We start from the raw sequence: 21,195 nt of genomic DNA, 5'->3' as shown, positions 1-21,195 counted from the left end.
AAAAAGGCGCGGCCGTGAGGCTGCGCCTTTTTTCATGCGGCCCCGCGCTGCCGGGCGAAGCAGTCAACGCCGGGTCTTGCCGGCCGTGGGGGCTTCGGGCTTGCCGGTGCCCGTACCGGTGCCGGTCTGGGTACCCGGCGGACGCGGGCCGAAGCCGCCGCCCATGTTGCGCTGGAAGTCCTGCCAAAGCTCAAGGTTGCGTTCGGTGAGCTGGTTCATCATCGCCCACGGGGTCTGGCCGAGCAGGTTGCCCATCTGCTGACGGAACTGCTGCTGCTGGTCCAGGAAGACCTGCATGCTGCGCTCCAGGTAGTTGCCCATGAAGCCCTGCAGCGAATCGCCATAGAACCGGATCAGCTGGCTGAGCAGCTGGGTGGAGAGCATGGGCTCACCGTCCTGTTCCTGGTCGGCGATGATCTGCAGCAACACTGAACGGGTCAGGTCGTCGCCGCTCTTGGCGTCGCGGACTTCGAAGTCCTCGCCGTCCAGGATGAGCTGGCGCACGTCCTCGATGGTGATGTAACTGGAAATCTCGGTGTCGTAGAGACGGCGGTTGGGATACTTCTTGATGATGCGGTTCGCAGCCATGAAGCAATCACTCGTCAGCGTAAGGGCGAAGCATGGCGCAGCGCAGCAGGCGTTGCAACCTCCTTTGGTCATTTGCTGGCGTTCTTCATGCTGCGCAGCATGGGTGCAGCATTCCGGGGTATTCGCAACGCCTGCTGCGCTTGCCCACGTTTTGCTGCGCAAAACGTGGGCCCCTGCGGCATGCCGCCTTAACCCCGCGCCTTCGGCGCGCCCCCTTTAACAAAAGGGGGCTCCTCCTGCGGTGGGCGGGCGGGTGAAGTGCAGCATTTTTTTCGCGGCATGCTGCCATGCCGGTGGCGCCAGCCGTTGGGCGGCCGTGGAACCTGTGGAGGGGTAACGGTGTAAGCGTTACCAGCCCATGTGGTGGCCGCCGTTGATGTCGAGGTTGGAGCCGGTGATCCAGGCGGCTTCTTCGGCGACCAGGAAGGCGACGGCGTAGGCGATTTCCTCGGGCTTGCCGAGGCGGCCGGTGGGGATGTCGGCGATGATCTTGGCGCGTACTTCGTCGGGCACGGCCATCACCATGTCGGTGGCGACGTAGCCGGGCGAGATGGTGTTGACGGTGATGCCGAAGCCGGCATTCTCGCGCGCCAGCGAGATGGTGAAGCCGTGCATGCCGGCCTTGGCGGCGGCGTAGTTGGCCTGGCCGTACTGGCCCTTCAGGCCGTTGATCGAGCTGATCTGGATCACCCGGCCCCAGCCGCGGCGGCGCATGCCTTCAATGACCGGGCGGGTGACGTTGAACACCGAATTGAGGTTGGTGTTGATCACGTCGTGCCACTGGTCGGCGCGCATGCGGTGGAAGGTGGTGTCGCGGGTGATGCCGGCGTTGTTGACCAGGATCTCGACCGGGCCCAGTGCGGCTTCCACCGCGTGCACCATCTGTTCGGCGGTATCCGGATCGGAGACGTCGCCGGGGAAGATCGCCACGTCGCAGCCGCGCGCCAGCATCTTCTCGCGCCAGGCCAGGGCCTTGGCTTCGTCACGGTAGTTGGTGGCAACCCGATGGCCCTGGTCGGCCAGACGTTGGCAGATGGCGGAACCGATACCGCCGGTACCACCGGTGACCAGTGCGACGCGAGATGTCATGAGCAGCTACTCCGGGGCCAACAGGGGGGGACAGCGATTCTGCAACATCGCGGCGGAAAATGGGCGGCTCAGCAGGCGTCGGCGTCAAGGCGGATGTCACCCGGTGGCAATCGCGCCGGGTCGAAGCCGGCAACGGCCCGTTCGAGGAGCTCGGCAACGCTGCGGGTGCCCAGCAGGCATGCGGGATCCTGGCCAAGCTGCGCCCAGGCCTGCTGCAGGGCGGGCAGGGGACGATCGGCATCGACCGGGCGCGCGGCGGCGGATTTGGACAGTTTGAGCCCGTCCGGCTCCAGCAGCAGCGGCAGGTGCAGGTAGCGCGGGGTGGGCAGCCCCAGCGCCTGCTGCAGCAGGATCTGGCGCGGCGTGGAATCGAGCAGGTCAGCGCCGCGGACCACGTCGGTGATGGCCTGGTCGCCGTCGTCGACCACCACGGCCAGCTGGTAAGCCCAGTAGCCGTCCGCCCGGCGCAGCACGAAATCGCCGACCTCGGCATGCACGTCCTGGCGGACCCGGCCGCGCAGGCCGTCGTCGAACGCGACCACGCTGCCCGGCGGCACGCGCAGGCGGATGGCCGGTCGGGCGCGTTCAGTACGTGCCACGCAGTAATGATGAATACCCTGCTGGTCGGCCAGTTCGGTACGGCTGCAGTGGCAGGCAAAGGCCTTGTCCTCGGCCAGCAGGCGGTCCAGCGCGGCCTGGTAGAGGGCGTCGCGCTGGCTCTGGTGGACGATGGCGTCATCGCTGCCCAGGCCGAAGGCGGCCAGGGCCGCCAGTTGCTGGTCGATGGCGCCAGGCACGGTGCGGGGCGGGTCGACGTCTTCGACCCGGACCAGCCACTGGCCACGGGCGTGCCGGGCCAGCAGCCAGCTGCCGAAGGCGGCGAGCAGCGAGCCGGCGTGGAGGGGGCCGGTGGGCGAGGGGGCGAAGCGCCCGCGGTAGGCAGTCATGGACATGAACTATGAATCGTCGGTCAGGTTGCGACTTGAATTCAACATGAAGTCCCCGCAGATTTGCAGCAACACCCACCTAGAAAGCGTCCTTTCCCCATGTTCAGTCGTATTGCCCTGTTCCTCGCGACCAACTTCGCCGTGTTGATCCTGGCAGGCTTCGTAATGCGCCTGGCCGGTATCGATCCCGCAAGCATGAGCGGCCTGCTGGTGGTTGCGGCCATCTTCGGCTTCGGCGGGTCGCTGATCTCGCTGCTGCTGTCCAAGTGGATGGCCAAGCGTTCCACGGGCGCGGTAGTGATCACCGAGCCGCGCAACCAGACCGAGCGCTGGCTGCTGGCCACGGTGGAGCGCCAGGCGCGCGAAGCCGGTATCGGCATGCCGGAAGTGGCGGTGTATGACGGCCCGGAAATCAACGCGTTCGCGACCGGTGCCAACCGCAACAACGCGCTGGTGGCGGTCTCCACGGGCCTGCTGCAGAACATGAGCGAGGACGAGGCCGAGGCGGTACTGGGCCATGAAATCGCGCACGTGGCCAACGGTGACATGATCACCATGGCGCTGCTGCAGGGCGTGCTCAACACGTTCGTGATCGTGCTGGCGCGCGTGGTCGGCGGCATCATCGACAGTGCGCTGTCGGGCAACCGCGAAGGCGGCGGCCGCGGCTTTGCCTACTTCATCATCGTGTTCGTGCTGGAAATGGTGTTCGGCCTGTTCGCGACCATGATCGCCATGTGGTTCTCGCGCCATCGCGAGTTCCGCGCCGACGCCGGCGGCGCGCACCTGGCCGGCCGGCAGAAGATGATCGCCGCACTGGAGCGCCTGAAGCTCAATCACGGCCAGAGCACCCTGCCGACCCAGATCGCCGCGTTCGGCATCGCCGGCGCCACCGCCAAGAAGCTGTTCCTGAGCCACCCGCCGCTGGAAGAGCGCATTGCCGCGCTCAAGGCCGCGAGCAACACCGTGGCCTGATGCAGTAGTGGTTGGTTTGAATGAAGCGCCCGGCCTTTTGGTCGGGCGTTTTCTTTTTGCGGCATCGGTAGGTACCGACCGTTGGTCGGTGCGCAATGCAGAAAGCCTTCGCCTGCCGGGCTTCCCGCGCTGGGAAGCACTAGCGTTTTCATTCTCTGCGCGCGGGGGCGCGGGGTGGGAGGGGGTAGCGGGGCACGCGTGAACCCATCCATGGGGCTTATCGCAGCATCCATGCTGCTCAAAGCCCCGCTACCCCCTCCCACCCCGCGCCCCCAGACAGATCGCGCCGGCGGACCGAAAATCAAATGCAATTGGCATAGGGTCGAGCGAGGTGTTACGCCGTAGAGCCACGCCATGCGTGGCTGAGCCGCCGCGCGAATGTGCCGGGCAAGACGCTTTTGATCTTGTGTCCGGTCGTCGCAGAGAACTGAGGGGGCGAGGGCGGGGATGCCCTGGCCGGACTTTGAGCAGCATGGATGCTGCGATAAGCCCCATGGATGGGTTCACGCGTGTCCGGCCAGGGCATCCCCGTCCTCGCTCCGCGCGGGAACAACGGAACAGCCAGCGCTCTACGCGCGGAGGAAAAAAAACGGCGCCCGAAGGCGCCGTTGCTTGAATCTCACATCAACCAGATCAGAACTTCGCGTCGAACTCGGCCGCGTAGCCCGTGTTGACCAGCACCTTCTGCAGGATGTCGGTGTTCTTCACGTTGCCGGCCACGATCTGCTGGGTTTCCGGGCCACGGCTGTCCATGCGGCCCGGGGTTGCGCCCTTGAAGTCGCAGACGCGGCCGCCGGCCTCGCGGACCAGCAGTACGCCGGCGGCGATGTCCCAGGCTTTCACGCCTGCTTCGAAGTAGGCGTCGGCGCGGCCGCAGGCCACGTAGGCCAGGTCCAGCGCGGCCGAACCGGTGCGGCGCACGTCTTCGGCGTGGACCAGCAGCGCGTCCACCGCCTTCAGCTGGGCGCTGGTGCGATTGCGCTCGCGCGGGGCGAAGCCGGTGTGGATCATCGCGCCCGCCAGGTCCTTGCGGTCGGCCACGCGGATGCGGCGGTCGTTCAACACCGCACCGGCGCCACGGCTGGCGGTGAACAGTTCATTGCGGAGCGGATCGAAGATCACCGCGTCGATCGGCTCGCCGTTTTCGACCAGCGCAATGGAGACGCAGTAGTGCGGGAAGCCGCGGAGGTAGTTGCTGGTGCCGTCGAGCGGGTCGATGACCCACATGTAGCGGTTGACGGCCTGCACGCCGCCTTCCTCGCCCATGATCCCGTACTCGGGATAGGCGCGCTTGAGTTCCTTGACGATCACCTTCTCCGCATCCGCATCGACTTCACTGGCATAGTCCATGCGCCCCTTCTGCACGACGTTCAACGCCTCCAGCTTGTTGATGTTGCGCAACAGGACGTTGCCGGCGAGGCGGGCGGCCTTGACCATGACGGTGACGGCGGGTTTCTGCATGGCGAAAAGCTCCCGGAAAGGCAGAGTAGGGGGTACTGGCGGGGGAAAAGAGCGGTCCCGGCGCAGAGGCCGGTCACACAGTTTACCATTTGTGACTGTCCTGCTCGCGTTTGGCCTGTTCATGTCCACTGAATCCGCTCCCTCCCGCATCCGTTTCGTCCTCGTGGGCACCCAGCACCCCGGCAACATGGGCGCCGCCGCGCGTGCCATGAAGACCATGGGACTGGGCCGGCTGGTGCTGGTCGCCCCCGAAAAGCCGCTGGATGAAGAAGCCTTCCGCCGCTCGGCCGGCGCCGAGGACGTGCTGGGCGACGCCCCGGTCGTGGCCACCCTGGCCGAAGCCGTGGCCGACTGCCGGCTGGTGCTCGGCTGCACCGCCCGCGCCCGCCGCGTCCAGCTGGAAGAACTGCTGCCCGGCGTGGCCGCCCAGCGCGCCTTGGCCAAGGCGGCCGAGGTTGATGGCGAGGTCGCCTTCGTATTCGGTCGCGAGCGTACCGGCCTGACCAATGAAGAGCTGCAGCTGTGCCACCTGGCCGTGCACATTCCTTCCAACCCGGAGTTCAGCTCGCTGAACCTCGCCGCCGCCGTGCAGGTGCTGGCCTACGAGCTGCGCATGGCCAGCCTGGGTGGGGTGGAAGCGGCCGCCCCGGCCGATCCTGAACATCGTGAACAGCCGGCCAGCCACGCCCAGGTCGAGGGCCTGTTCGGCCAGCTCGGCCAGACCCTGGACGAGATCGACTTTCACAAGGGCCGTGCCCCGGATTCGGCCATGCGCAAACTGCGCCGGCTGTTCCTGCGCACCGAACTGAGCGAACAGGAAGTGCGGCTGCTGCGCGGCATCCTGGCCGACGCCCAGCGGATGGCACGTCTGGCGAACGCTAAACCGGAATGACCTGACGCACGTCTCACTTTTTCGGGTAGGCTGTCTCGATTCCTTGGGGGGAGCGGATGGGATTGCCGGTACTGCGATGGCTGTTGCAGGGAGGGTTGCTGTGTCTGGCCAGCGTCTTGACGGCTGGCACCGCAGCGGCCGCCCCTGATGACACCCGTCCGGGCCACGCCGAACCGGGCCATGTCCTGGTGCTGGGCCGGATCAGCGACAACCCCAAGTCACACTATGCGCAACTGCAACCCCTGCTCGACTATGTTGTTCCACGCATGCGCGATGTCGGCATCACCGAAGGCCGCATCCTGATGGCGCCCGATGCGCAGCAGATGGCCAGCTACCTGCGCCGTGGCCGGGTCGACTGGGTCACCGAAACCTCTGGTACCGCCGTGAACCTGGGCCTGCGCAGTGGCGCCCAGCCGCTGCTGCTGACCGAACGCAGCGGCGTGCGCGATTACCAGACCGTGTTTTTCGTGCGCCGCGACAGCCCCATCACCTCGCTGGCCGACCTCAAGGGCCACACCCTGGCCCTGCAGAACGTGGCCTCCACCAGCGCCTACCTGGTGCCGGTGATGACCCTGTTGCAGAACGGCCTGACCCCGGAGATCCTGTTGTCCGCGCGCGACGCGGCCGCGCCCGATACGGTGGGCTATGTGTTCGCGCGGTCGGAGGCCAACATCGCCACCTTCGTGCACAAGGGCATGGTCGATGCCGGCGCGGTCAGCAGCGTGGACTGGGCCGATCCGCACCGGATTCCGGCCGCGTTCCGCCGCGACTTCCGTGCCATCCATCGCACCGAGCCGTACCCGCGTGCGGTGGAAGTGGTGCGGGCGGGGCTGGACCCGAAAGTGCGTGACAGGTTGCAGCAGGTACTGCTGGATGCCGCCTCGGATCCGCAGGCGCAGGATGCGCTCGAGAAGTTTTTTGGTACGTCCGGGTTCCATCGGGTCGATGCGCAGATGCAGCACCGTTTGGATGAATTGAAACAGGGTCTTACACGCGTGCGGATGGAAGTGGAATGAGGCCGTTGGGTTCCGGAATGCAGTCCCGTTTCGTGTTGGCGATGGGCGGGGCGATGGTGGTGGTGGTGGCGATCGTGGCCGTGGTGCTGGGGCGCCAGGCGGCGATGCAGGAGGAGGTCAAGCACCTCAGCGGCAGCGTCATCCACGAACTGTTCGACCGCAGCGTGCGCAGCCGGGGCGAGGCCCTGGCGCGCGAGCTGTCCGACGCGCTGGCCAACCCGCTGTACTACAACGACCTGGCCCAGGTGGGTGCGCTGGTGCGCAATACCTCGCGGCAGCAGGTGGTGCGCTACGTGCTGGTGTTCGACGAGGACGGCAAGCTGATCCACGACGGCTCGACCGAAGTGATCGATTTCGGCCGGCCCATGGAAGATCCGCTGGCCGCCGGGGCAGTCGGCGCGCGCAAGCTGGTGGTGCAGCAATCGCCCAAGGTGCTCGACAACGCGATGCCGATCATGATCGGCAACCAGCGCATCGGCGGGGTCCGCGTCGGCATGGCGCTGGATGACGTGCAGGCCATGGAGCAGCGGGCCAACCTGACCCTGGGCGAGCGCCTGCAGCAGGTGGGCAAGCGCCACCTGGGCTGGCTGCTGCTGATGCTGGGCCTGCTGCTGGCCATCGGCGCGGGGGTCATCGTGTATGTGCAGCGCACCCTGGTCGGCCCGATCCGCGGGTTGGCCGCCGCCGCGCGCCAGATCGAGGCGGGTGACTACCGGCCGCAGCTGAGCAACAGCAACCGCCAGGACGAAGTGGGCGAGCTGGTGCGTGCGTTCGGCCGGATGAGCGAGGCCATTGCGCGGCACGATCGCGAAGTGCGCCACATGGCCTATACCGATGCCCTGACCGGGCTGACCAACCGGCTGGCGTTCCGCGAGGCGCTGGACCACCGGCTGATGGCCGCGCGCGCGTCCAACCACCGCTTGGGCCTGTTGTTCGCCGACATGGACGACTTCAAGCGCGTCAACGACACCCTCGGCCACGAGGCCGGCGATGAAGCGCTGCTGCAGTTCGCCCAGCGCATCAGTGCGGCGGTGGCCCAGGCCGGCGGCGACGAAGCGCTGCTGGCCCGCTTTGGCGGCGACGAGTTCGTGATCCTGATCGGCGATGGCGACGTGGCGGCGAGCGCGCGCCAGCTGGCTGAACTGCTGGTCCGCGAACTGAGCAAGCCGCTGGTGGTGCAGGGCCGCGAGCTGTTCCTCGGCACCTCCATCGGCGTGACCCTGTTCCCCGACGATGCCGCCGATGCGACCACCCTGCTCAAGAATGGCGACATCGCCATGTACCAGGCCAAGGTCGCCGGCAAGAACTGCTACCGCTATTACAGCCGAGCCATGGACCATGCGGTGGAACGCCGCGTGCACATGGAGCAGGAACTGCGCGGCGCCTGGGAGCGCGGCGAGCTGCGCCTGGTCTACCAGCCCATCTTCCGTACCCGCGACCGCCGCATGGTCGGGGTCGAAGTGCTGCTGCGCTGGCAGCACCCCACCCTGGGCACCATTCCGCCCTCGGTGTTCATCGAAGTGGCCGAACAGAGCGGCCTGATCGAAGTGATCGGCCCGAAGGTGCTGCGCGCGGCCTGCATGGAAGCGGTGCAGTGGCCGCATTCGTCCGATGGCGAAGGCATGTTCGTCTCGGTCAACGTATCCCCGCGCCAGCTGCGCGGCGGCGAGCTGCCCCAGCTGGTGGCCGACTGCCTGCGTGACACCGGCCTTCCGGCCTCGCGCCTGCACCTGGAGCTGACCGAAACGGCGGTGATCGGCGATGAGATGCTGGCCGCGGCGCTGCTGGACAAGCTGCACCGCACCGGCGTGAAGGTCTGGCTGGACGATTTCGGCACCGGCTTCTCGGGGCTGAGCCACCTGCGCCAGGTGCCGGTGGACGGGGTCAAGATCGACAAGAGCTTCGTCGCCGACATGCAGCGCGACCCGGACGACCTGGCCCTGACCACGGCGATCATCGCCATGGCCCATGCGCTGGGCATCACCGTGGTGGCCGAAGGCATCGAACAGGAAGTGCAGTTCGACCTGCTGAGCCAGCGCGGTTGCGATCTGGCGCAGGGCTATTGGCTGAGCGTGCCGATCACGGCCACCGATGTCGTGGAAATGATCGAATCGGGCAGATAAAAAGGCGCCGGAAATGTTCCGGGCCCCTGGTTGATTGATCCCGATCCCAATGGGCCCGTAACAATTCGTAGCCCCGGCCGTTGGCCGGCTGCTTTTCGTTCGGGCGTCATGAACGCCCGACGCGCGGCTTCGGAACGCCCAAACGCCGGGGTGTTGGCCGCAACCGTTGCGAGACCGCCTCCGGACGCTTGGGCCGCGCTGCGCGCGGTGTCCGGCCAACGGCCGGGGCTACGAATTGTTACGTAACGTGCAGAGGTCCGGATACGTCAGGCGTCACACCGGCCGTTTGCTCGAATCGCCGGAAATTTCCCGAACCAGCTTCGGTACCAGGTACCCGGACAACCGCGCCGTCAGCTGCGCGTGCAGCGATTTGGCCGTTGCATCGTCCACCTCGAAATGCGCCACGCCCTGTACCCGGTCCACCTGGTACAGGTAATACGGCAGCACGCCTGCAGCAAAACTGCGCTCGCTCAGGTCCTGCAGCGCCTGCAGCGAATCGTTCACCCCGCGTAGCAGCACTGCCTGGTTGAGCAGGGTGGCGCCGGCGCCGCGCAGGCGCGCCATGGCCGCATCCACCGATGCGTCGAATTCGTTGGCGTGGTTGGCGTGGATCACGAACGCCACCGGCCAGGGCAGGGCGGCGATCCACTGCACCAGCTCCTCGTCCACCCGCTCGGGCAGCACCACCGGCAGGCGGCTGTGGATGCGCAGGCGGCGCAGGTGCGGAATCTGCTTCAGCGCCTGGGTCAACTCCACCAGCTTGTGGGTGGCCAGCGACAACGGGTCGCCGCCGGACAGGATCACTTCGTCGATGCCCGGGTCCTGCGCAATGGCGTCCACCGCCTCGCGCCAGCCCTCGCGGGCCGCGTTCTCGGTGCCGTAGTCGAAATGCCGGCGGAAGCAGTAACGGCAATTGATCGCGCAGCTGCCGGTGGTCACCAGCAGGGCACGACCCTGGTACTTCTGGATCACCCCGGTGGCCTTGCGGGCCAGGCCATCGCCGACCGCATCCAGGGTGAAGCCCGGCGCGTGCTGCAGCTCGTCGGTCACCGGCAGTACCTGGCGCAGAAGCGGGTCGTGGCGGTCGCCCTGGCGCATGCGGGCGATGAAGCCCTGCGGCACCCGCAGCGCGAACTGCCCGGTCGCCTCGGCCGATACCGGCAGCGCGTCCGGGTCCAGCCCCAGCTGTTCCAGCAGGGTCCGCGGGTCGCGGACCGCCTCGCGCCACAGCTGCTGCCAGCGGACGGGGGTGGGCAGGGGCGTGGCGGAGAGCTGCATGGAATGGGGGCCTGCGGTTATCATAGGGAAAGCCTTTCCATTCTATCCGGCTCGCCGCGCCTGCGCGGCGTTTGCCCATTCAGGAGTTTCAGCATGGCCACTGTTGGCATGAACGACGTCAAGAACGGGATGAAGATCCTGGTCAACAATGAACCGGCGGTCATCACCGAGACCGAGTACGTCAAGCCGGGCAAGGGCCAGGCCTTCACCCGCATGAAGTACCGCTTCATCAAGTCCGGCCGCGTGGTCGAAATGACCATGAAGGCCACCGACGACGTGGAGAAGGCCGACGTCGTGGATACCAACATGAACTTCATGTACAGCGATGGCGAGTACTGGCACTTCATGGACCCGGAATCCTTCGAGCAGGTCCAGGCGACCAAGTCGGGCATGGGCGGCGCCGAGAAGTGGCTGAAGGGCGAAGAGTCCTGCATCGTGACCCTGTGGAACGGTGAGCCGATCTTCGTGCAGCCGCCGAACTTCGTCGAACTGAAGATCACCGAAACCGATCCGGGCGTCCGTGGCGACACCTCCGGCGGTGGCGGCAAGCCGGCCACCCTGGAAACCGGCGCCGTGGTCCGCGTGCCGCTGTTCGTCAACCAGGATGAAATCATCAAGGTCGACACCCGCTCGGGCGAGTACTCCGCACGCGCCGGCAAGTAATTCGACGAAGTCGAATTACGGTAGAGCCGACGTAGAGCCGACTGTTAGTCGGCTGCTTCAGGCGGGGTCTGAACGCGCGTCGCGAACGGCAGCCGACTGACAGTCGGCTCTACCCCACCCGCACATCGCGGTGATCCCGCAGCGTCGGATCACCGCCCCCCAAAGCGAGACCGCATGACCGACACCACCCGCATTCCCGAACCCTGTGACCTGTTGATCGAAGCCGGTTACGTGGTCCCGATCGAACCGCATGCGGTGGTGCTGGAAGACCATGCCGTGGCCGTGCGCGGCAGCGAAATCGTGGCGATCCTGCCGCGCGCCGAAGCGCGCGCGCGCTTCAGTGCCCGCCAGGTGGTCTCGCGCCCCGATGCAGCGCTGATGCCCGGCCTGGTCAACGCCCACACGCACAACCCGATGACGCTGCTGCGCGGCGTGGCCGACGACCTTCCGCTGATGGTGTGGCTGCAGCAGCACATCTGGCCGGTGGAAGCGGCGGTGATCGGCCCGGAATTCGTCGCCGATGGCACCACCCTGGCCATCGCTGAAATGCTGCGCGGTGGCACCACCTGCGCCAACGAAAACTACTTCTTCGCCGACGTCCAGGCGGCGGTCTACAAGCAGCACGGCTTCCGTGCGCTGGTCGGCGCGGTGATCATCGATTTTCCTACCGCCTGGGCCAAGACCGACGACGAGTACTTCGCCAAGGCCGGCGAGCTGCACGACCAGTGGCGCAACGACCCGCTGATCGGCACGTCGTTCGCCCCGCACGCGCCGTACACCGTCAACGACGCCAACTTCGAACGCGTGCGCATGCTGTCCGACCAGCTGGACATGCAGGTGCACCTGCACACGCATGAAACCGCCCAGGAAATCAGCGATTCGATCAAGCTGCACGGCCAGCGCCCGCTGGCGCGGCTGGACCGCCTGGGGCTGGTCAACGACCGCCTGATCGCGGTGCATATGACCCAGCTGACCGAAGCGGAAATCCACCTCTGCGCCGAACGCGGCGTGAGCGTGGTGCATTGCCCCGAATCCAACCTCAAGCTGGCCTCCGGGTTCTGCCCGGCCTGCGCCCTGCAGCGCGCCGGGGTCAACCTGGCGATCGGCACCGATGGCTGCGCCAGCAACAACGACCTGGACATGTTCAGCGAAAACCGCACCGCGGCGATCCTGGCCAAGGCCGTGGCCAACGATGCCACCGCGCTGGACGCGGCCACCACGCTGCGTGCGGCCACCCTGGGCGGCGCACGCGCGCTGGGCTTCGGCGACCGCATCGGCTCGATCGAAGTGGGCAAGCAGGCCGACCTGGTCTGCGTGGACCTGTCGGCGTTGGAAACCCAGCCGCTGCACCACGTGCTTTCGCAGCTGGTGTATGCCGCCGGCCGCCACCAGGTGAGCGATGTCTGGATTGCCGGGCAGCCCAAGCTGGTCCAGCGCGAGCTGGTCGGCATGGACACCGCTGCCATCGTCGCCAACGCCCGCCAGTGGCGCGAGCGCATTCGTCACGCTCGTCATTGATATGCACGCGCCTGAGGCGCGAAAAGGACAGCCATGAACGCCCCCCACGCTTCCACCAATTTCGACCAGGCCGAACTGGACAAGTTCGCCGCGCTCGCCAACCGCTGGTGGGACGCTGACGGTCCGCAGAAGCCGTTGCACGCGCTGAACCCGGTGCGCCTGAAGTACGTTGCGGACCGGGTCACGCTGCGCGGTGCGCGCGTGCTCGACATCGGCTGCGGCGGCGGCCTGCTCAGCGAAGCGCTGGCCCAGGCCGGCGCCGACGTGACCGCCATCGACCTGGCCCCGGAGCTGGTCAAGGTCGCCCGCCTGCACGGGCTGGAGTCGGGCGTCACGGTGGACTACCGCGTGCAGGCCGCCGAAGACCTCGCCGCCGAACAGCCGGGCAGCTTCGACGTGGTCACCTGCATGGAAATGCTGGAACACGTGCCAGACCCGGGCGCGATCATCGCCGCCTGCCACCGCCTGCTCAAGCCGGGCGGCCAGCTGTTCCTGTCGACCGTCAACCGCACCCCGGCTGCGTTCGCCGTGGCCATCGTAGGGGCCGAATACATCGCGCGCCTGCTGCCCAAGGGCACGCACCATTACCAGGATTTCATCAAGCCGGCCGAGCTGGGCAAGTGGCTGCGCGAAGCGGATTTCAATCTGCGCGATGTCAGCGGCATGGCCTACGAGCCGTGGCGCAACCGCGCGCGGTTGAGCTCGCGCACCGACATCAACTACCTGGCCCACGCGGTCAAGCCCGACGCTGACGGCCGTGGCTGAGTCCGGTTTTCCGCAGGCGGTGCTGTTCGACCTGGACGGCACGCTGCTCGACAGTGCGCCGGACATGCTGGCCACCGCCAACGCGATGCTGGCCGCACGCGGACGCGCCCCGATCACGCTGGAGGCGTTGCGCCCGGTGGTGTCCAAGGGATCGCGAGCGATGGTGGCCGTGGCGTTTCCGGAACTGGGGCAGGACGCACGTGATGCGCTGGTGCCGGAGTTCCTCGATCGCTACGAAGCGCTGATCGGCCAGCACGCGGTGCTGTTCGATGGTGTGGCCGGCATGCTCGACGCGCTGGAGGCCGCAGGCTGTGCCTGGGGCATCGTCACCAACAAGCCCGAATACCTGGCGCGGCTGATCCTGCCGCAGCTGGGCTGGGAAACCCGCTGCGCGGTGCTGATCGGCGGCGACACCCTGGCCCAGCGCAAGCCGCACCCGCTGCCGCTGCTGGCCGCCGCCGAGCGGATGGGCATCGACCCGGGCACCTGCATCTACGTCGGCGATGACGAGCGCGACATCGTCGCCGCCAACGCCGCCGGCATGGCCTCGGTCGCCGCCCTGTGGGGCTACCGCCTGGACGCCGACGACCCGATGTCCTGGGGCGCCGAAGTCATGATCGAGCAGCCGGAAGCGCTGCAGCACGCCGACGCCTGGCCAGACGCCCGCCGGTAGCGCCGGCCGTTGGCCGGCCCACGGGTCGCCGGGCATCACCCTGACGCCGGTCAAACCGCGCGTCATACAACACTGGTAGGTATCGACCGTTGGTCGATACGCGCTCCCCAAGGAATCCCCTGATGACCACCTCCACCGCCCTCGACAGCTTCCTCGACAAATGGCGGACCCGCTGGCCGGAATGGCAGGTGGCAGAACCGTTCATCGCCGAATCCCAGCGCACCTTGGTGGTGGCGTGGTTCGCGCTGCTGCAGGAATTCGACGACATCCTCAACATCGCCGGCGACCCAATGCCGGCGGACGCCAAGCTGGCGTGGTGGGGCGAGGAGCTGCGCAGCTGGGCCGCGCAGCGTTCGCGCCATCCGCTGGGCCGCGTGCTGGAGCCCGTGCGCGCACCGTGGGGTGAACTGGCGGCGGCCTTGCCGGACCTGATCGAAGCACGCGCCGTACCCGTGGACCCGGCGCACGCGCAGCGCGCCCTGCAGGCCTACGGCGCCGCCGTGGCCGCAGTGGAAGCGGTGATGTTCGCTACCCCGGCGCGCGGCGATGTGGCCACCCCGGTGGTGCTGCAGACCCTGGCCCAGCGCCTGCACGAAGCGGGTGTGGCTGCAGTGCCACGTTCGCTGCTGGCGCAGGCCGATGGCGATGCCACGCAGCGCTGGGCCCAGCAGCTGGTGCGGCAGTGGCCGGCCCGCGTGGCGGGCCCGCGCCCGCGCCGCCTGTATGCCTCACTCGCGCGTGCGCGCCAGCAGGCGTGGTCACAAGGGCGCGAGCTCAAGGCCACCCCGGTGCGCACGCTGCTGCGCACCTGGTGGGCCGCGCGCGGGTGACGTGCCGTCGGCGGGCGGCGCGGGGCGTGACGCGCCGTCGGTAGAGTCGGTTCCCAAACGACTGCCGACCATGATGATCGGCGCTGGGACGCATGACCTGTGCCGGAGAGGCGCCTTCGTTTCAGGTCATGCGTTACCGGATGTTGCTTCGTCTCGCATCATCAGGTCACCGGCCATCAGCCGGTCACTCCCGCGTTTCAGGTTACTTCCCGCGTTCCAGCACCAGCAGCGGGTCGATCCGCGTGTCGAACCAGTTCATGCCCCAATGCAGGTGCGGGCCGGTCGCACGGCCGGTCGCGCCGACCGCGGCAATCACCTGGCCCTGCTCGACGCGGTCGCCGACCTTTACGTCGATCCGCGACAGGTGCAGGAAGTTCGAGCTGATCCCGAACCCGTGATCCAGCAGCAACGTGCCGCCGGTGAGGTACAGATCCGGTCCGGCAAACGTCACCACGCCAGCGGCCGGCGCCTTCACCGGGGTGCCGGTCGGCACCGCGATATCCATTCCCGAATGCCCGGAACCGGGCTGCCCGTTGTACACCCGCGCATTGCCGAAGCGGCCGCTGATGCGACCCTGCACCGGCCAGATGAAGGCCTGCGCGAAATCGGCGCGGTTGTCATCGCGCGCCCGCGCTGCGGTCACCTGCGCCTGCTCGCGCTTGATCCGCTCGGCAATCGCCGGCGGCGGGTTCACGGTCTTGGGCGGCACGCCGTTGACGCGCTCCACCGGCCAGTCACGCGGGGTCACCGCGATGCTCACCGTTTCGCTGCCGCCATCGGGGCGCTGCACCTGGACCTGCAGCGGGCCTTTCTCATCGCGCCCGATCCCGAACACCACGCTGCCGTAACCGCTCACCCGCAGCGTGCGGCCGGCGTACTGCACCGCGCTGCCGGCCGGCACCTTGCCGATCACCATCGCACCCTGCGACGCGCTGGCCGGGAACACCACGCGCGCGTCGGCCTGGGCCTGGGCGGGCGAGGGCAGCAGGCCGATCACGGCCACCGGGGCCAGGGCCAGCAGGCCCAGGCCCAACACGGTTGCCCGCATCAGCGGTCGTAGCTCATGCGCTGGCCATTCGGCGCGCCCACCAGCTGGGTGCCATCCCAGGCCAGCTGGCCGTTGACCCAGGTCGAGGCCACGCGCGAACGGAAGGTCATGCCCTCAAACGGCGACCACGCGCACTTGGACAGCACGTCTTCGCGCTTCACGGTGAACGGCACGTCTTCCACCAGCACCAGGTCGGCCCAGTAGCCTTCGCGCAGGTAGCCGCGCTGGCTCACATCGAACAGCTGTGCCGGCGCGTGCGCGAACTTCTGCACCACCTGGGTGATCTCCAGCTTGCCTTCATGCACCAGCTCCAGCGCAGCCACCAGCGCGTACTGCACCAGCGGCAGGCCGGACGGCGCCTGCGCGTAAGGCTTCTGCTTTTCTTCCCAGGTGTGCGGGGCGTGGTCGGTGGCCAGCACGTCGATCACGTTGTCGGCCACGGCCTGCGTCAGCGCCTCGCGGTCGCTCACTTCCTTGATCGCCGGGTTGCACTTGATCAGGTTGCCCAAGCGTGCGTAATCAGTGCGGTCAAAGCGCAGGAAGTGGATGCAGGTTTCGGCGGTGATCTGCTTGCGGCTGCCATCGGCACGGATCAGCGGGCCCTTCTCGAACAGCTTCAGCTCATCGGCGGTGGAAATGTGCAGCACGTGCAGGCGGGTGCCGTGCTTCTTCGCCAGCGCCACCGCCAGCTCCGACGACTTCAGGCAGGCCTCGCGCGATCGGATGTCCGGGTGCTGCTCGGCGCTCAGCGCATCGCCGTACTTTTCGGCGTATTCCTTCGCCTTGGCGTCGATCATCGGGGTGTCTTCGCAGTGCGTGATGATCGGCGTCGGGGCGTACTTGAAGATCGCGTCCAGCGTTTCCGGGTTGTCTACCAGCATGTTGCCGGTGGAGGCGCCCATGAACACCTTGATGCCGGGCGAGGTTTTCGGATCCACCAGTTTGATGTCGGCCAGGTTGTCGTTGCTTGCGCCCATGTAGAAGCCGTAGTTGGCGCGCGCGCGACCGGCGGCACTGTCGTACTTGGCCTGCAGGGCCGCCGCGTTGAGCGTCGGCGGATTGGTGTTGGGCATGTCCATGAAGCTGGTCAGGCCGCCGGCCACCGCGGCCGCCGATTCGGTGGCGATGTCGCCCTTGTGGGTAAGGCCGGGTTCGCGGAAGTGCACCTGGTCGTCGATCATCCCGGGCAGCAGCCAGCGGCCGGCGGCATCGACCACCGTATCGCCGTCCTGCGGCGGCAGGCCGTTTCCGATCTGCGCGATGCGGCCGTTGTCGATGCGCAGGTCGCCGTCGAAGATGCGGCCTTCGTTGACCATGCGGGCGTTGACGATGAGCGTGGAGGGCATTTCAGTGTTTTCCTGTGCAGCGGCAATCGGCGTGGCCGGTGCGCGGCGGCACCTCGTCCACGCCACCGGGATGGAAGGGGTGGCAGCGCCCCAGCCGGCGCGCGGCCAGCCAGCTGCCACGCGCAGGGCCATGCATGGCGATGGCTTGCATGGCGTATTCAGAACAGCTCGGCATGAACCGGCAGCGCGGCCCAAGCAGGGGGCTGATGAAGCGCTTGTAGAAGCGCAACAGGGCAATGAGCAGGTGGGAGATCACCCCCCAATCTTAGAGCAGTTGGCATGAAGGCCGCATTTGTCGCAGGATGGGGTGTTGGACCCGTCCGCGCTGGTGCGCGGCGGGGCCGCCCCGGCGCCATCGCCGGGTCAGGTTCCGAACTGCGCAGGTCGTTCCGCCCCGGCGGGGGAACGGCCACACACCGCTGTGTTCTCCAACTGAACGGAGTAGGCGGAGTGGTTGCTGCTGCTGGTCGGGTAGGCTATAAAGGCCCGCTTTCCCGGGCCCCGGGGAAACCAAGGAAGAGCGTTTCGTGGCTGCTAAAAAAACTGCAAAGAAGGCCGTCCAGGCCGCCAAGAAAACCGCCAAGCCTGTTGCTAAGAAGTTGGCGGCCAAGACCGTTGCCAAGAAACCGGCCGCAAAGCCGGCGGGCAAGCCTGCATCCAAACAACCGGCGGCCAGGACGGCACCCGTGAAGAAAGCGGCGGCCAAGAAAGCCCCCGCCAAGAAGGTGGTCGCCAAGTCGCCGGTGAAAGCGCCGGTGAAGAAGGTGGCAACCAAGCCGGTGGCCAAGAAGGCCGTGGTCAAGAAGCCCGTCGCTAAAGCTGCACAGCAGCCGAAGGCTGCCCAGGCACCGGTGAAGAGAGCCGCGCCCGCCAGCAAGCCCGTGGCCAAGAAATCCGTAACGCCGGCGGCCAAGACCGCGCCGGCGAAAAAAGCGGTTGCCAAGCCTGCACCGGCCAAGCCGGCAAAGGCCGCCAAGCCGGCAACAAAGCCGGCAGCAACCAAGCCGGCTGCCAAGCCGGTTGCAGCACCCGTAGTGAAGTCCGCACCGAAGCCGGCACCGCCGGCACCGGCCAAGTCTGTCCCGGCCAAGGCCGCGGCCAAGCCTGCTCCAGCTCCGGCGCCCGCGCCGAAGCCGGTAGCGGCAGCCCCCGCGCCAAAAGCCCCGCAAAACAAGAATCCCGTGCCCGTTTCGAAATCGCCTGCAAAAACTCCCGTGAAATCCGAATCCGCCCCCAAGCCCGTGTCGCGTCCGGTTGGCAAGGTCGCCGTTGCCGTGGCAGCGCGTTCGTCCGCCCCGGCCCCGCGCACCAAGGTCAAGGTGGTCGAGTACAAGACTGACGAAGCCACCGGTCGTCCGATCCTGCCCGACGGCTACAAGCCGAGCGCGGAAGAGGAGTACATGAGCCCGCTGCAGCTGGAGTATTTCCGCCAGCGCCTGCAGCACTGGCGCAATGAACTGGTCGAGGAATCCAAGCAGACCATCGCCAACCTGCAGGAAGAAGTGCGTGACATCGGCGACGAAGCCGAGCGCGCCACCCGCGAGACCGAGAACTCGCTGGAACTGCGTACCCGCGACCGCTACCGCAAGCTGATCGGCAAGATCAACAGCACGCTCAAGCGTCTGGAAGACGGTGACTACGGTTTCTGCGTCGACACCGGCGAAGAAATCGGCCTGGACCGCCTCGAAGCGCGCCTGACCGCCGAACGCACCATCGATGCCCAGGAGCGTTGGGAGCACCTGCAGAAGCAGCAGGGCGACTGATCGCAAGTCGTGGATCCAATCAAAAAACCCGGCCAAGGCCGGGTTTTTTGTTGTTCGGGGTTGCCTGATGGGCCCATGGTTGATTGGTCCCGACCCCAATGGGCCCGTGGTTGATTGATCCCGATCCCAATGGGCCCGTGGTTGATTGATCCCGATCCCAATGGGCCCGTAACGGTTCGTAGCCCCGGCCGTTGGCCGGACACCGCGCGCAGCGCGGCCCAAGCGTCCGGAGCCTATCGGTTATCGCTCGCAGCCGCCCACCGGAATTTAAACGTTCCGAAGACGTCCGTCAGTGTTTCATGACGCCTGAGACGCGGTTTCATCGTGGTTGCACACCCGGGCGCATGATCGTAACCGATCACATTTCATACTCCGGAATTTCGGGCCGCGCTGCGCGCGGTGTCCGGCCAACGGCCGGGGCTACGAACCGTTACGTAACGTCCGGAGACCCGGATTAACCAATCATTGGAACCCAGACGTTACGTCACACACGCACGCCCACACCTCACTGCAGGTCCCGCAGATTCAACCGGCGCAGGGTGGGGTTCTTCCAGGCGGTGATCCCGGCAACGCTCAATACCGCGAACCCACCCAGCACCACTGCCGGGACCAGGCCCAGCAGCTTGGCCATCGTGCCCGCGTAGAACGCGCCCAGCTCGTTGGACGAGCTGATGAAAATGCCGTTGATCGATGACACCCGCCCGCGCATTTCTTCCGGCGTGGCCAGCTGCAGGATGGTCGAACGGATCACCACCGAAACGCCGTCGAAGGCCCCGTAGAACAGCAGGATCACTGCCGACAGCCAGAAACTGTGCGACAGCCCGAAGCCGATCACGCACAACCCGAACCCGGCCACCGCGAACAGCAGCACCCGCCCCGCATGGCGCTGCAGCGGCCGGCGCGCCAGCCACAGTCCCACGCACACCGAGCCCAGCGCCGGTGCCGCACGCAGGATGCCCAGGCCCTCCGGACCGTGGTGCAGGATCTCGTGCAGGAACGCCGGCAGCATCGCCACCACGCCGCCCAGCAGCACCGAAAACATGTCCAGCGCCATCGCGCCCACCATGATGCGGTTGCCCAGCACGAAGCGGCCGCCCTCGGCGATGCTCTTGAAGATCGGCGCCGCCGGCCCGGTGTGCACCGGCTCGGATACCCGCAGCATGGCCAGGCAGCCCAGCGCGCCCAGCGCCGCCGCCACCGCCACCCCGTAGGACAGGCTCTTGCCGCCCCAGGCCACCAGCCCACCGCCCAGCGCCGGGCCCACCACCATGCCCGCCTGGAACACCACCGACCCCAGCCCCGCGCCACGCGCGAACTGGTGGCGTTCCAGTACACGCGCGAACAGCGCGTTGTAGATCGGCGACAGGAACGCCCGGACCATGCCCGTCATCGCCACCGCCGCGTAGATCGGCCACACCCCGTGGAACGGCAGCCAGCCCTCGGCCACTGCCGTCAGCACCACCGCCGTCAGCACCAGCCCGCTGCACGCCACCATGCCCAGCCGGCGGCGTGGCAGGTGGTCCACCAGGTAACCGGCGAACGGCGCCACGCAGAAGAACGGCAGCACCTCGGCCAGCCCGACCAGTCCCAGCGAGAACGGGTTGCGGGTGACTTCGTAGATATGCCAGCCCACCGTGACCGCCACGATCTGGTAGGACAGCATCGCCAGGATGCGGTACGCCAGCAGCAGCGAAAAACCCGGCCGCGTGAGCAGGCCCAGCGCGCTCTCGGCGGCTTCGGGAGGGGCAGGCGAACTCACGGCGCGGACTGCGCCTGGGCGGTCTCACGGATGAAGGCCAGCATCGCCGCCACCCCGTTGCTGCGGGTCGGCGACAGGTGCCGCGACAGCCCGATGTCCTGGATGTAGGTCGGCTCGGTGGCCAGGATCTCGGCCGCCGAACGCCCCGAATACACCCGCAGCGCCAGGTAGATCAGGCCCGAGACGATCGCCGAATCACTGATCGCATGGAAGCGCAGCGTATCGGCGTTGCCCTCCGGCACGATCCACACCATCGACTGGCAACCCAGCAGGCGGTGTTCCTCGGTTTTCCATGCGTCCGGGAACACCGGCAGCTTGCGGCCCAGGTCGATCAGGTACTGGTAACGCTCGGACCAGTCGCCGAAGAACGCGAATTCCTCGGCAATGGCGGCCTGCGCTTCGGTAGCGGTGGGTTCAATCGGGAACGGGGAATCGATCACAGCCATCTCTACAGTTGTTACGGA

20 protein-coding genes are annotated in these 21,195 nt (G+C 67.3%); 10 read left to right on the top strand and 10 right to left on the bottom strand.

The genetic code is table 11. From position 1 onward, the window contains the following. Positions 1-63 precede the first annotated feature (63 nt). The 3 genes from phaR to gluQRS form a co-directional block, all read right to left on the bottom strand. Positions 64-588: a polyhydroxyalkanoate synthesis repressor PhaR gene (phaR, locus tag BAY15_RS12765; RefSeq protein WP_068853272.1), complete on the bottom strand. Its 525-nt coding sequence runs from the start codon at positions 586-588 to the stop codon at positions 64-66. A 348-nt stretch (positions 589-936) separates the two neighbouring features. After that, entirely contained in the window at positions 937-1,677 is a 741-nt protein-coding gene (locus tag BAY15_RS12760) for a beta-ketoacyl-ACP reductase (protein ID WP_068853270.1), read from the bottom strand. Positions 1,678-1,745: 68 nt separating this feature from the next. Continuing rightward, positions 1,746-2,630 (bottom strand): tRNA glutamyl-Q(34) synthetase GluQRS, encoded by an 885-nt coding sequence (gene gluQRS, locus BAY15_RS12755; protein WP_068853268.1) that lies wholly within the window; start codon positions 2,628-2,630, stop codon positions 1,746-1,748. Positions 2,631-2,723: 93 nt separating this feature from the next. On the opposite strand from gluQRS, the gene htpX reads away from it, so the two are divergent. Then, complete coding sequence (htpX, locus tag BAY15_RS12750) at positions 2,724-3,596, top strand: protease HtpX (protein ID WP_068853266.1); 873 nt, start codon at positions 2,724-2,726, stop codon at positions 3,594-3,596. 633 nt (positions 3,597-4,229) lie between these two features. Here htpX and BAY15_RS12745 read toward each other — a convergent pair. Then, positions 4,230-5,057, bottom strand: coding sequence for an inositol monophosphatase family protein (locus BAY15_RS12745; protein WP_068853263.1), 828 nt, complete (start codon positions 5,055-5,057; stop codon positions 4,230-4,232). A gap of 121 nt (positions 5,058-5,178) precedes the next feature. On the opposite strand from BAY15_RS12745, the gene BAY15_RS12740 reads away from it, so the two are divergent. From BAY15_RS12740 to BAY15_RS12730, 3 genes are read left to right on the top strand one after another with little or no spacing between them, the layout of a single operon-like run. Next, on the top strand, positions 5,179-5,949 hold the full coding sequence (locus tag BAY15_RS12740; RefSeq protein ID WP_068854708.1) for an RNA methyltransferase: 771 nt from the start codon (positions 5,179-5,181) through the stop codon (positions 5,947-5,949). A 56-nt stretch (positions 5,950-6,005) separates the two neighbouring features. Further along, the gene (locus BAY15_RS12735; protein ID WP_068853261.1) at positions 6,006-6,965 is read left to right on the top strand and encodes a phosphate/phosphite/phosphonate ABC transporter substrate-binding protein; all 960 of its coding nucleotides are present in this window, start codon (positions 6,006-6,008) and stop codon (positions 6,963-6,965) included. Next, complete coding sequence (locus tag BAY15_RS12730) at positions 6,962-9,088, top strand: putative bifunctional diguanylate cyclase/phosphodiesterase (RefSeq protein WP_068853258.1); 2,127 nt, start codon at positions 6,962-6,964, stop codon at positions 9,086-9,088. The genes BAY15_RS12735 and BAY15_RS12730 overlap by 4 nt, the downstream gene beginning before the upstream one ends. Before the next feature lie 273 nt (positions 9,089-9,361). Here BAY15_RS12730 and epmB read toward each other — a convergent pair whose 3' ends face one another. Then, entirely contained in the window at positions 9,362-10,366 is a 1,005-nt protein-coding gene (epmB, locus tag BAY15_RS12725) for an EF-P beta-lysylation protein EpmB (protein WP_068853255.1), read from the bottom strand. A 93-nt stretch (positions 10,367-10,459) separates the two neighbouring features. Here epmB and efp point away from each other — a divergent pair, with 93 nt between their 5' ends. The 5 genes from efp (at position 10,460) to BAY15_RS12700 (ending at position 14,815) form a co-directional block, all read left to right on the top strand. Next, positions 10,460-11,029: an elongation factor P gene (efp, locus tag BAY15_RS12720; protein ID WP_068853252.1), complete on the top strand. Its 570-nt coding sequence runs from the start codon at positions 10,460-10,462 to the stop codon at positions 11,027-11,029. A gap of 174 nt (positions 11,030-11,203) precedes the next feature. Further along, a complete protein-coding gene (locus tag BAY15_RS12715) occupies positions 11,204-12,547 on the top strand; it encodes a TRZ/ATZ family hydrolase (protein ID WP_068853249.1) in 1,344 nt (447 codons plus the stop codon). Between the two features lie 33 nt (positions 12,548-12,580). Beyond that, on the top strand, positions 12,581-13,312 hold the full coding sequence (ubiG, locus tag BAY15_RS12710) for a bifunctional 2-polyprenyl-6-hydroxyphenol methylase/3-demethylubiquinol 3-O-methyltransferase UbiG (RefSeq protein ID WP_068853241.1): 732 nt from the start codon (positions 12,581-12,583) through the stop codon (positions 13,310-13,312). Then, complete coding sequence (locus tag BAY15_RS12705; protein ID WP_068853239.1) at positions 13,296-13,985, top strand: phosphoglycolate phosphatase; 690 nt, start codon at positions 13,296-13,298, stop codon at positions 13,983-13,985. The genes ubiG and BAY15_RS12705 overlap by 17 nt, the downstream gene beginning before the upstream one ends. 122 nt (positions 13,986-14,107) lie before the next feature. Next, on the top strand, positions 14,108-14,815 hold the full coding sequence (locus tag BAY15_RS12700; protein WP_068853236.1) for a squalene/phytoene synthase family protein: 708 nt from the start codon (positions 14,108-14,110) through the stop codon (positions 14,813-14,815). Between the two features lie 202 nt (positions 14,816-15,017). On the opposite strand, the gene BAY15_RS12695 is transcribed toward BAY15_RS12700, so the two are convergent. Genes BAY15_RS12695 through yidD form a run of 3 tightly spaced genes read right to left on the bottom strand, consistent with a single transcriptional unit; the run spans position 15,018 to position 17,465 of the window. After that, a complete protein-coding gene (locus BAY15_RS12695; protein WP_068853233.1) occupies positions 15,018-15,863 on the bottom strand; it encodes a M23 family metallopeptidase in 846 nt (281 codons plus the stop codon). Continuing rightward, on the bottom strand, positions 15,863-17,209 hold the full coding sequence (locus BAY15_RS12690; RefSeq protein ID WP_068853230.1) for a dihydroorotase: 1,347 nt from the start codon (positions 17,207-17,209) through the stop codon (positions 15,863-15,865). The genes BAY15_RS12695 and BAY15_RS12690 overlap by 1 nt, the downstream gene beginning before the upstream one ends. Position 17,210: 1 nt before the next feature. Beyond that, positions 17,211-17,465, bottom strand: coding sequence for a membrane protein insertion efficiency factor YidD (gene yidD, locus BAY15_RS12685; RefSeq protein ID WP_068853228.1), 255 nt, complete (start codon positions 17,463-17,465; stop codon positions 17,211-17,213). A 271-nt stretch (positions 17,466-17,736) separates the two neighbouring features. Between yidD and dksA the strand changes: the two genes are divergently transcribed. Further along, positions 17,737-18,972, top strand: a complete 1,236-nt coding sequence (dksA, locus tag BAY15_RS18920) for an RNA polymerase-binding protein DksA (RefSeq protein ID WP_083214181.1) — start codon at positions 17,737-17,739, stop codon at positions 18,970-18,972. Between the two features lie 505 nt (positions 18,973-19,477). Here dksA and BAY15_RS12670 read toward each other — a convergent pair. Further along, entirely contained in the window at positions 19,478-20,731 is a 1,254-nt protein-coding gene (locus tag BAY15_RS12670; RefSeq protein WP_068853223.1) for an MFS transporter, read from the bottom strand. Then, positions 20,728-21,171 carry a SufE family protein gene (locus BAY15_RS12665; RefSeq protein ID WP_068854707.1) on the bottom strand — a complete coding sequence of 148 codons (444 nt, stop codon included), beginning with the start codon at positions 21,169-21,171 and terminating at the stop codon, positions 20,728-20,730. The genes BAY15_RS12670 and BAY15_RS12665 overlap by 4 nt, the downstream gene beginning before the upstream one ends. Positions 21,172-21,195: the final 24 nt, after the last annotated feature.

Origin of the sequence: Stenotrophomonas rhizophila, assembly GCF_001704155.1 — a bacterium.
Classification (GTDB): Bacteria; Pseudomonadota; Gammaproteobacteria; order Xanthomonadales; family Xanthomonadaceae; genus Stenotrophomonas; species Stenotrophomonas rhizophila_A.
Note: the sequence above shows the minus strand (reverse complement) of the source record. Positions and strands in the feature narration are given on the sequence as shown.

What these genes read in the sequence shown, in the direction of transcription:
- phaR (WP_068853272.1), bottom strand. Translation starts at nt 588, where the DNA reads ATGGCTGCGAACCGCATCATCAAGAAGTATCCCAACCGCCGTCTCTAC.
- epmB (WP_068853255.1), bottom strand. Translation starts at nt 10,366, where the DNA reads ATGCAGCTCTCCGCCACGCCCCTGCCCACCCCCGTCCGCTGGCAGCAG.
- BAY15_RS12735 (WP_068853261.1), top strand. Translation starts at nt 6,006, where the DNA reads ATGGGATTGCCGGTACTGCGATGGCTGTTGCAGGGAGGGTTGCTGTGT.
- BAY15_RS12715 (WP_068853249.1), top strand. Translation starts at nt 11,204, where the DNA reads ATGACCGACACCACCCGCATTCCCGAACCCTGTGACCTGTTGATCGAA.
- BAY15_RS12690 (WP_068853230.1), bottom strand. Translation starts at nt 17,209, where the DNA reads ATGCCCTCCACGCTCATCGTCAACGCCCGCATGGTCAACGAAGGCCGC.
- BAY15_RS12760 (WP_068853270.1), bottom strand. Translation starts at nt 1,677, where the DNA reads ATGACATCTCGCGTCGCACTGGTCACCGGTGGTACCGGCGGTATCGGT.
- efp (WP_068853252.1), top strand. Translation starts at nt 10,460, where the DNA reads ATGGCCACTGTTGGCATGAACGACGTCAAGAACGGGATGAAGATCCTG.
- BAY15_RS12740 (WP_068854708.1), top strand. Translation starts at nt 5,179, where the DNA reads ATGTCCACTGAATCCGCTCCCTCCCGCATCCGTTTCGTCCTCGTGGGC.
- BAY15_RS12700 (WP_068853236.1), top strand. Translation starts at nt 14,108, where the DNA reads ATGACCACCTCCACCGCCCTCGACAGCTTCCTCGACAAATGGCGGACC.
- BAY15_RS12745 (WP_068853263.1), bottom strand. Translation starts at nt 5,057, where the DNA reads ATGCAGAAACCCGCCGTCACCGTCATGGTCAAGGCCGCCCGCCTCGCC.
- ubiG (WP_068853241.1), top strand. Translation starts at nt 12,581, where the DNA reads ATGAACGCCCCCCACGCTTCCACCAATTTCGACCAGGCCGAACTGGAC.
- gluQRS (WP_068853268.1), bottom strand. Translation starts at nt 2,630, where the DNA reads ATGTCCATGACTGCCTACCGCGGGCGCTTCGCCCCCTCGCCCACCGGC.
- htpX (WP_068853266.1), top strand. Translation starts at nt 2,724, where the DNA reads ATGTTCAGTCGTATTGCCCTGTTCCTCGCGACCAACTTCGCCGTGTTG.
- BAY15_RS12730 (WP_068853258.1), top strand. Translation starts at nt 6,962, where the DNA reads ATGAGGCCGTTGGGTTCCGGAATGCAGTCCCGTTTCGTGTTGGCGATG.
- BAY15_RS12695 (WP_068853233.1), bottom strand. Translation starts at nt 15,863, where the DNA reads ATGCGGGCAACCGTGTTGGGCCTGGGCCTGCTGGCCCTGGCCCCGGTG.